This window comes from Vibrio sp. Vb0304, from assembly GCF_033338995.1.
GTDB lineage: Bacteria > Pseudomonadota > Gammaproteobacteria > Enterobacterales > Vibrionaceae > Vibrio > Vibrio alginolyticus.
The window spans coordinates 21,316-28,925 of record NZ_JAWOTT010000034.1 but is presented as its reverse complement, the minus strand read 5'-3'; the positions used below and the strand labels follow the sequence as shown (position 1 = coordinate 28,925).

Genomic DNA, 7,610 nt, shown 5'->3' with positions numbered 1-7,610 from the left:
AATACGTTTTCACGGTTTTGGTTCACTTTGAGTTGAGTGTACAGTGCAAATGGCCCGGCTTCTGGCACGATCGCCGTTTGAGCTTGTGACATTGAGGTTTCCTCTATTACTTTGCCCCAGAGTGGGAAGTTATTGTTTTTAATTCTTTGAATGCTGCTGTTCATCGCGCGCCAATTGTGGCACATGAAAACAGTCTTTTACCCATCTTCCATTTAGAAGATAGATCATAAACCAAGCTAATAAGGTAATGGTAAGGGCGTTTGCCCAATTAAACACTCCATGTTCTAGGTACACATGATACATGGTCTGAGCAAGTTGAATACCGCACAAGATCAAAGTGATCTCGCGACCATAGCGAGTAATTCTGTTTACCCATTCTCTGTCGGGATGACGAAGCCCCATTAACCACATAAGAAGCAAACTTGGAATGCCCATCGCCAAACCTAAATACAACGTACTTGAATCTGGGTAAACAATAGCGAGTAGCTTGCTGCCACTATCACGACTTACACCAGCCATGGCAAACACCACCCATGAACGCACAAGAAACATCCATCCCACCCATAAAATGATCGGCGCCTTTAAAAATCCATGAGCGTCATATTGGTCAAACGAATAGCGCACAACATCTTCTTCTTTATGTGATAAAAACGTCACTTTAACCTATCGTTTCAGAGTTGCAAGCCAACAAAGATGAGAACTGAAGTTCATTTCAGCACCTTACACAGGTAAACTAAACAAAGATTTACAGCGACGTTGATGAGAAACATGAAAAAAAGAACTCCTGCCACCCCTGTGCCTTCTCAAGAAACACAAGCCGAAGCGATGAGAATTGCTAAATCCACGCAAAAGCCCGGCCAAACCAAAGAGCAAACCAAGCTCATCGCTCAAGGTATCGAAAAAGGCATCGCGCAATATAAGAAACAACAAAAAGAGCGCAACCGCCAAGCCGATAAAGCGAAGAAAAAACAGCAACGTGAAAAGCAACGTCAGCATGAAGAGATTATCGAACAAGACAATATCACCGACGATGCGCCAAACCATTCATCAAGCAAACTGCCTTGGACACTACTTGTCCTGAGCTGGATTGGCTTTGCTGCTTACATAGTATTGGGGAAATAGCTAATGAAACGCCTGTTACTTGGACTTTTTGTCGTGCTTCTAACGGGTTGCACGATGCCTTCTCACCTTACTCATGCTCAAAGTCAAGATGTTCATATTCGCATTGACGCGCAATTCGACCCTGAGCGATGCGAATACAAAGGCGAAGTCACCGGAAGTGAAGGCCATTGGTATAACTACATTTTCATGACTAATGACGCGATGATGCAAGGCGCGATGAACGATTTAAAAAACAATGCAGCGGCTATCGATGCGGACACCGTTTTTATGGTTTCCCCACAAGATTTTATCACTTCATTTAGCGTGCTGGGTTCCGCCTACCGCTGCAATGGATGAGGCCTGAATATGAAAAAAGCCAGCAATTGCTGGCTTATGCACGAAATCCAAGACTGCTAGCGATATCTCTCTCCCGCTCTAGAACCCATTGGCTATCAAAAGGCCCCCAATCTGAAAGTTGATAATAGCCGTCATTATGACGTCGGCCATCTTGAACGAATATGAGTTCAATGCCGATCCCAGGTAACGCCTTGAGTACATCTTGAATAGTACGACGAGGCCACCCCGTTTTTTCGATCAACTTTGGCACATTCGGCCTTTCTAGGTTTTCCACCAACAAGGCCAAATATAGCCGCCTTGCAAAAACAGGACTCAATTCCATTGACACCTCCTAAAATTGTGCTGATTCATTATTTCGTTTTTGCTCAGCGAGGTGTTGCGTTTGATCAATAACTCGACTTTTCCATTTGATTTAGACGAATTTTTATTCGATTTATAGCGCATTCATCGTAAATAAGTTATGTGACATTAGTTATCTCAATCTATCTGAAAATATTTTCCACCGCATTTTGTCAGTTTGATTGCTTCTTGATAGGATGCTTTAACAGCCCAATTCACTTAAGTGCGTCTTAACCGCGCCAGTGAAAAATAGAACAAAGAAAAAGGAAACACTATGTCGATTACCATGTTTGGTATTCCCAACTGCGATACGATCAAAAAAGCCAAGAAATGGTTAGAAGCCGAGGATATTGCTTACGACTTCCATGACTACCGTAAGCAAGGCATTGATGCAGAAATGGTAAGTGAATTTTGTCGCGCTTTAGGTTGGGAACAGGTGCTCAATAAACGTGGCACAACCTACCGCCAATTAGCGCAAGAGCAGAAAGACACACTTAACGAGGAAAACGCCATCGCTCTTTTGGTAGAAAACCCTGCGATGATTAAACGCCCAATTTTAAAAGTGAATGATCAACTTCATATCGGTTTTAAAGCTGATCAATACGCTAGCATTTTCAACTCTTAAATAAAGGAATACTCAAGGATGACAGACAGTCCAGTATTGGCACTTGCTAAAGATCTGATCAGTAGACAGTCCGTAACGCCGGAAGACGCAGGTTGTCAGGATTTGATGATCGAGCGCTTAAAAGCACTCGGGTTTGAAATTGAAGTGATGGTATTTGAAGACACCACGAACTTCTGGGCTCGACGTGGTTCAGAAGCGCCGCTATTTGCGTTTGCTGGCCACACTGATGTGGTACCAGCTGGCAAATTGGAACACTGGAATACACATCCGTTTGAACCGACCATTCTTGATGGTTACTTGCATGGCCGCGGCGCAGCTGACATGAAAGGGTCACTCGCCGCTATGGTTGTTGCAGTTGAACGCTTTATCGCCGAAAACCCAGATCACAAAGGCTCAATTGGCTTTTTGATTACGTCAGATGAAGAAGGGCCATTTATCAATGGTACCGTTCGCGTTGTAGAAACGTTGATGGAACGTGGTGAGAACATCGATATGTGTATTGTTGGTGAACCATCCAGCACCGACGTGGTTGGCGATGTAGTGAAAAATGGACGCCGTGGATCCATCACTGGTGATTTAACGGTAAAAGGAACACAAGGTCACGTGGCCTACCCTCACCTAGCCAGCAATCCAGTGCACGAGTCTCTACTCGCGATTCATGAACTCGCGACGACAGAATGGGACAAAGGGAATGATTACTTCCCACCGACTAGTTTCCAGATCCCGAATGTATCGGCTGGCACTGGTGCGTCTAACGTTATTCCTGGCGAGTTCCATGTTCAGTTCAACCTACGTTTTAGTACTGAGCTTAACAATGACGCAATTGTTCAGCGTGTTACCGAAACATTGGACAAGCATGAGCTGGACTACGACCTAAAATGGACATTCAACGGAGACCCATTCCTGACCGATACGGGCGCACTGCTAGACGCGGTTGTAGCTGCTGTGGCCGAAGTCAATGATACGAAGCCAGCGCTACTTACAACTGGCGGTACGTCTGATGGTCGTTTTATTGCTCGAATGGGAGGTCAAGTCGTAGAGTTAGGCCCTGTTAACGCTACGATTCATAAAGTGAACGAGTGCGTGAAAGTCGACGATCTTGAAAAGTTGACGGACATGTACGAAAACACGTTGAAACACCTATTGGCGAAGTAATCAGCGAGAACACAATGACACCAGAGCAACTCACCGGAATCACTGATTCCCATCTTCAATCCACACTAGTGGGGCAAAAGGCATTTATGCTTCACCCTAAAGTAGTCAATGACTTATTGAAGATGATTAATGCCGCAACCGAAGCAGGTTTCAAAATGGAAATCGCCAGTGGTTTTCGTGACTTTAATCGCCAAAAAGCCATCTGGAACGGGAAGTTTTCTGGTGAGTTGCCAATTCTCGACATCAACTCCCGCCCTTTGAATAAAGCAGAGTTAAATGACGAAGAGAAATTGATGGCCATTTTGCGCTGGTCGGCATTGCCCGGAGGAAGTCGTCATCATTGGGGTTGTGATTTTGATGTCTATGCGCGCAATTTATTGCCTGCTGACACCAAACTCAAGTTGGAACCTTGGGAGTATCTTGAAGGCCACCAGCAGGCGTTCTACCAATGGTTAAAAGCCAACCTTGGTCGGTTCGGTTTCTTCTTCCCTTATCAGCATGATTTAGGTGGCGTTTCGATTGAGCCTTGGCACATTAGTCACCGCGCTGTCGGGCAGCAATGCCTCGAACAGTTGACGCTTGATGTACTCAGAAGCCAGTTGATTAAACAAAATCAGACCGACAACATTGCAGGGATTGACGTCATACTGAATAATTTGGATAACGTCGTTGCCAAATTTATTCACAATATCACGCCGCCGGAGGCTCTATGATAGAAATACTAACCAATCCTTGGGTCATTATTATTGTAGTGTTGAGCGTGGTTATTGGTAATATTGCCGCACTCAAATATACCGCAAAAATGAAGTTTGGTCAGATGGATAAAAGCCGTAAGAACGATTTAGATAAGCTGAACACATTGGATAAACAGCGCTACGCTGAAGAAGATAAAAACAAAAACGAGCCTCGTTAGTTACTCACCAGCTTCATCTCGACACATTTAATCTAAACATCAAAAAAGGGACCACTAGGTCCCTTTTCTATCATTAAGTAAACACGCCGCGTTAAGCTCGCTTTGTTTACTGCTTCACTGTTGCAGCCAATACAGGCGCTAGTGATTTCAAAAACTCTTCTTCTACTGGCTTGCCAGAGGAGTCGGTGATATTGATAGACGTACGGTTGCCTAAATCACCAAGTAAGAATGTGTACTTACCAGCGGCTAACTCCACTGGTTTAACGCCGATATCGTTCCAGAATTCATCATCCGGAGATGCATATTTCGCAGTGATTGTGCCCTGAGACTGGCTACGCTCTTCAATCTTAAAGCCCATCTTAGGTAGAATATTAGGCAGACGTTGCCAAAGCATGTTGTATTGCGCACGCGCGATAATCACTGGAAGTCCGCTGCGGTCTTTACCCATTGTGATTGGGATCTGTTTAACCAACTCTTGCGCTTTACGCTGTGCTTCTTCACGCACTTCTTGATCGTAGCGAGCGGTGACCAAGTTCGTCATGAACACATTGTAGCGCTCACGGTTGGTCGCCGTTACTTCTTTCACTTGATTGCCTTCACGCCAGTCAATAAGGCTCACCTTAAAGCCGTGTCGACCATTTGCTTCAGCGCGTACGATTTCATATCGGCTGCCAATTTCTAGCTCTTCATCTGGCGAATCCCAAGTCACCCATCCTGTCTCGATGCGAGAGTCTGTTTGGCTTTCAACTGGAATCTCGTTAGCCGCGACCATGTTTTGCACCGTTTGCCAAACTTTATCTAGTTCATCTTTACGAAGTAGCCAAAGTGTCACTTCACCATCACTACTGCGGTCTAGACGTGCACCGGGAATAAGCTCTAGGACTTGTTGAGGTGGACGAATGTCGACATCTTTACCGACACCACCAGCGTAGTTACCCTGAGGGATCTCGTAGTTAGGGTAAAACTGAGGCTGTGCACCCTGTGGGACATTCCACTCACCCAAATTTGGGGAGTTCAAATACTCGAAGTCATCTTTTGCTTGACGACGTTGATTGGCACCACCTGAACAGGCAGTCAATACGAATACAGCTAATGAACTTAACACTAACTGGCTTGAAAGCTTCATCTATACTCCTAAAACACCGAGGGCGCTTTGGCCCCCAGTATGAACTTCAATCCTAGTAACTCAATCTTAATAGCTCAATCTTAATAAATATGGGCGTCTGTTAGCGCCTGCTCGACGATCGGCTGCGATTTTTCAGAAAGCGTAGTTAAAGGAAGACGCAAACCACCTTCTTCAATCAAACCAAGCTTTTGCGCTGCCCATTTTACTGGGATAGGGCTTGCTTCGATGAAAAGGTTTTTGTGTAGAGTCATCAAGCGTTGGTTAATCGCTTCTGCTTCTTCGTACTTACCTTCACTTGCCAAATGGAACATGTCTGCCATGTCTTTAGCTGCAATATTGTTCGTTACCGAGATAACACCATTGCCGCCAAGTTTCACAAAATCCAGCCCTGTCGCATCATCGCCACTTAGTAAGATAAAATCTTCGCCACAAAGTTCACGATGAATTGCAATTCGTTCCAAATCGCCCGTTGCATCTTTTAGAGCCACGATATTATCAAGCTTTGACAAGCGTGCCACTGTTTCTGGCTGCATATCAACAGCAGTACGGCCTGGTACGTTGTACAAAATTAGAGGCACGTCACTCGCTTCGGCAATTGCCTTGTAATGTAAAAACAAACCCTCTTGAGTTGGTTTGTTGTAATACGGTGTCACACTCAGGAAGCCAGCAATACCAGAATCAGCCAGTAATTTGCTAAATGTTACTGCCTCATGGGTTGCATTTGCACCCGTGCCAGCAATCACAGGGATGCGACCGTCGGCAAACTCAACAGTTTTATTAACGACCTTCACATGCTCTTCAATGGTCAGTGTCGCTGACTCACCTGTTGTGCCTACTGCCACAATACCGTCTGTACCCGCTTCAACGTGGTACTCTACTAGCTTTTGCAGACCGTCAAAGTCTACTTCGCCATCTGCTTTGAATGGCGTAATCAGCGCTACGATACTTCCTGAAAACATGTTTATCTCCCTCATTTAACTCTTTCTGCATGGTACTGTAATGCGATTGAAAAACACAAGAGCGTAAACTCGCTTACAAAGTACAAATGAATGAATAATTATCAGTTGTTAGAGGTCTAGCAACTTAATTGCTCTATTTGGTTTGATTAACGGCAATATTGATAATCGTGTTGGGCTTTCGAGTGACTTTAGAATCTATCAGTGATTTGGAAAATACTGAAGAGCACAAGCAAGGAAAATATACTCTTTGGTCTTGTTAGCCAAGTCAGATCTAAGTGAATAAAACGGCCAGACAATAGGCAAGCACATCATGCAAACGTTTTGTTTATCCTATAGCCTGCATTTACTGTTTATTTCCCACCACTCCCCTCAAGCTCCGACTGCTTTTTTATGGACTAAAAAAGAACTGGCTCGATATTTCTTCGCAATATCTGTGCTAACATCTCTCTATTGAAGAAAGGACAAGAAGCTCATTTATGAAGCAACATCTGGTACTTACAGCAGTTGGAACGGACCGTCCAGGCATTTGTAACCAAGTCGTACAGCTCGTTACTCAAGCTGGTTGTAACATAGTCGATAGCCGTATCGCTATCTTTGGCAGCGAATTTACGCTGATCATGCTCCTGACTGGGAATGCCAGCAGCGTGACTCGAGTTGAAACACAATTGCCCCTGCTTGGCCAAGAACATGACCTTATTACGATCATGAAACGCACAGCGGCGCACGAACTGCTCGATAACAGCTACACCATGGAAGTGTTTATTGAGTCTGAAGACCGCCCTGGGTTAACTGAAAAATTTACTAAGTTCTTCGCTGATCAGCAGATTGGTTTAGACTCTCTTAGCGCGCAAACCATCAGCAAGTCGAAAATTCAACTCGATTCTGACCAGTTTCACATTGCGATTACTGCATCTGTAAGCGCGGATTTTAATTTGATGCAGTTACAAGAAGACTTCGATGAACTTTGTAAGTCGCTCAACGTACAAGGTTCTCTGAATTTCATTAAAAACACACTATAAAGTAAAGGAAATCAAA

The 7,610-nt window shown here is 44.5% G+C and carries 11 protein-coding genes and 1 pseudogene; 7 read left to right on the top strand and 5 right to left on the bottom strand.

Features of this window, described 5'->3' with window-relative positions:
• Both R7P35_RS22595 and R7P35_RS22590 read right to left on the bottom strand, forming a co-directional pair.
• A pseudogene (locus R7P35_RS22595) lies at positions 1-92 on the bottom strand (deferrochelatase); the annotation flags it as partial.
• Between the two features lie 46 nt (positions 93-138).
• Positions 139-624 (bottom strand): DUF2919 domain-containing protein, encoded by a 486-nt coding sequence (locus R7P35_RS22590; RefSeq protein ID WP_053304482.1) that lies wholly within the window; start codon positions 622-624, stop codon positions 139-141.
• Positions 625-768: 144 nt separating this feature from the next.
• Here R7P35_RS22590 and R7P35_RS22585 point away from each other — a divergent pair, with 144 nt between their 5' ends.
• Positions 769-1,122, top strand: coding sequence for a DUF2956 domain-containing protein (locus R7P35_RS22585; RefSeq protein WP_005380437.1), 354 nt, complete (start codon positions 769-771; stop codon positions 1,120-1,122).
• A gap of 3 nt (positions 1,123-1,125) precedes the next feature.
• Entirely contained in the window at positions 1,126-1,458 is a 333-nt protein-coding gene (locus R7P35_RS22580) for a DUF4156 domain-containing protein (RefSeq protein WP_005380435.1), read from the top strand.
• A 34-nt stretch (positions 1,459-1,492) separates the two neighbouring features.
• Here R7P35_RS22580 and R7P35_RS22575 read toward each other — a convergent pair whose 3' ends face one another.
• Positions 1,493-1,780 (bottom strand): winged helix-turn-helix domain-containing protein, encoded by a 288-nt coding sequence (locus R7P35_RS22575; protein ID WP_005380433.1) that lies wholly within the window; start codon positions 1,778-1,780, stop codon positions 1,493-1,495.
• Between the two features lie 291 nt (positions 1,781-2,071).
• Here R7P35_RS22575 and R7P35_RS22570 point away from each other — a divergent pair, with 291 nt between their 5' ends.
• From R7P35_RS22570 to R7P35_RS22555, 4 genes are read left to right on the top strand one after another with little or no spacing between them, the layout of a single operon-like run.
• Positions 2,072-2,422: an ArsC family reductase gene (locus tag R7P35_RS22570; RefSeq protein ID WP_005380431.1), complete on the top strand. Its 351-nt coding sequence runs from the start codon at positions 2,072-2,074 to the stop codon at positions 2,420-2,422.
• An 18-nt stretch (positions 2,423-2,440) separates the two neighbouring features.
• Positions 2,441-3,577 carry a succinyl-diaminopimelate desuccinylase gene (dapE, locus tag R7P35_RS22565; protein ID WP_047102854.1) on the top strand — a complete coding sequence of 379 codons (1,137 nt, stop codon included), beginning with the start codon at positions 2,441-2,443 and terminating at the stop codon, positions 3,575-3,577.
• A 14-nt stretch (positions 3,578-3,591) separates the two neighbouring features.
• Complete coding sequence (locus tag R7P35_RS22560; protein ID WP_025768261.1) at positions 3,592-4,290, top strand: M15 family metallopeptidase; 699 nt, start codon at positions 3,592-3,594, stop codon at positions 4,288-4,290.
• Positions 4,287-4,490 (top strand): DUF2897 family protein, encoded by a 204-nt coding sequence (locus R7P35_RS22555; RefSeq protein WP_005380425.1) that lies wholly within the window; start codon positions 4,287-4,289, stop codon positions 4,488-4,490. Before R7P35_RS22560 ends, R7P35_RS22555 begins: the two co-directional genes overlap by 4 nt.
• A gap of 106 nt (positions 4,491-4,596) precedes the next feature.
• Here R7P35_RS22555 and bamC read toward each other — a convergent pair whose 3' ends face one another.
• Positions 4,597-5,616 (bottom strand): outer membrane protein assembly factor BamC, encoded by a 1,020-nt coding sequence (gene bamC, locus R7P35_RS22550; protein WP_005380424.1) that lies wholly within the window; start codon positions 5,614-5,616, stop codon positions 4,597-4,599.
• Between the two features lie 80 nt (positions 5,617-5,696).
• Positions 5,697-6,575, bottom strand: a complete 879-nt coding sequence (gene dapA, locus R7P35_RS22545) for a 4-hydroxy-tetrahydrodipicolinate synthase (protein ID WP_005380422.1) — start codon at positions 6,573-6,575, stop codon at positions 5,697-5,699.
• 476 nt (positions 6,576-7,051) lie between these two features.
• Here dapA and R7P35_RS22540 point away from each other — a divergent pair, with 476 nt between their 5' ends.
• On the top strand, positions 7,052-7,594 hold the full coding sequence (locus R7P35_RS22540; protein ID WP_005380420.1) for a glycine cleavage system protein R: 543 nt from the start codon (positions 7,052-7,054) through the stop codon (positions 7,592-7,594).
• Positions 7,595-7,610 lie beyond the last annotated feature (16 nt).